Origin of the sequence: Massilia genomosp. 1 (assembly GCF_011682185.1) — a bacterium.
GTDB classification, from domain to species: domain Bacteria; phylum Pseudomonadota; class Gammaproteobacteria; order Burkholderiales; family Burkholderiaceae_D; genus Telluria_A; species Telluria_A rubra.
Window position 1 is genome coordinate 1 of record NZ_WHJF01000392.1, and the last position, 483, is coordinate 483.

1 pseudogene is annotated in these 483 nt (G+C 64.0%); it reads left to right on the top strand.

Features of this window, described 5'->3' with window-relative positions:
* A pseudogene (locus tag F1735_RS34245) lies at positions 1-385 on the top strand (FtsH protease activity modulator HflK); the annotation flags it as partial.
* Positions 386-483 lie beyond the last annotated feature (98 nt).

Below are 483 nucleotides of genomic sequence, written 5' to 3' on the forward strand. Positions count from 1 at the left end.
CTTCCGCCTGATGCAGGAAGCCGAGGCTTATCGCTCGATGGTCACCGAAAACGCCACCGGTAACGCGGCCCGCTTCACGCAAGTGATGGCCGAGTACCAGAAGGCGCCGGGCGTCACGCGCGACCGCATGTACCTCGACACCATGCAGCAGATTTTCACCAGTGCCAGCAAGGTCATGGTGGACGCCAAGTCCGGCAGCAACCTGCTGTATCTGCCGCTCGACAAACTGATTGCGCAGACTGCCGCCAACGACGCCGCCATCGGCGCCAAGTCCGGGCCGGTGCAAGCCGCGCCGCTGCCGGCCGAGGTGATGCAGCCGCTCGAACAGGTGCGCCAGCGCGACAACCGCAGCCGCGAATCCTCACGTGATCGGGAGATCCGCTAATGAACCGTTTAGTATCCATTCTGGTCGCCGGCTTCCTCGCGCTGATGCTGCTGTCCTCGACCGTGTTCGTGGTCGACCAGCGCACCTTTGCCGTGGTG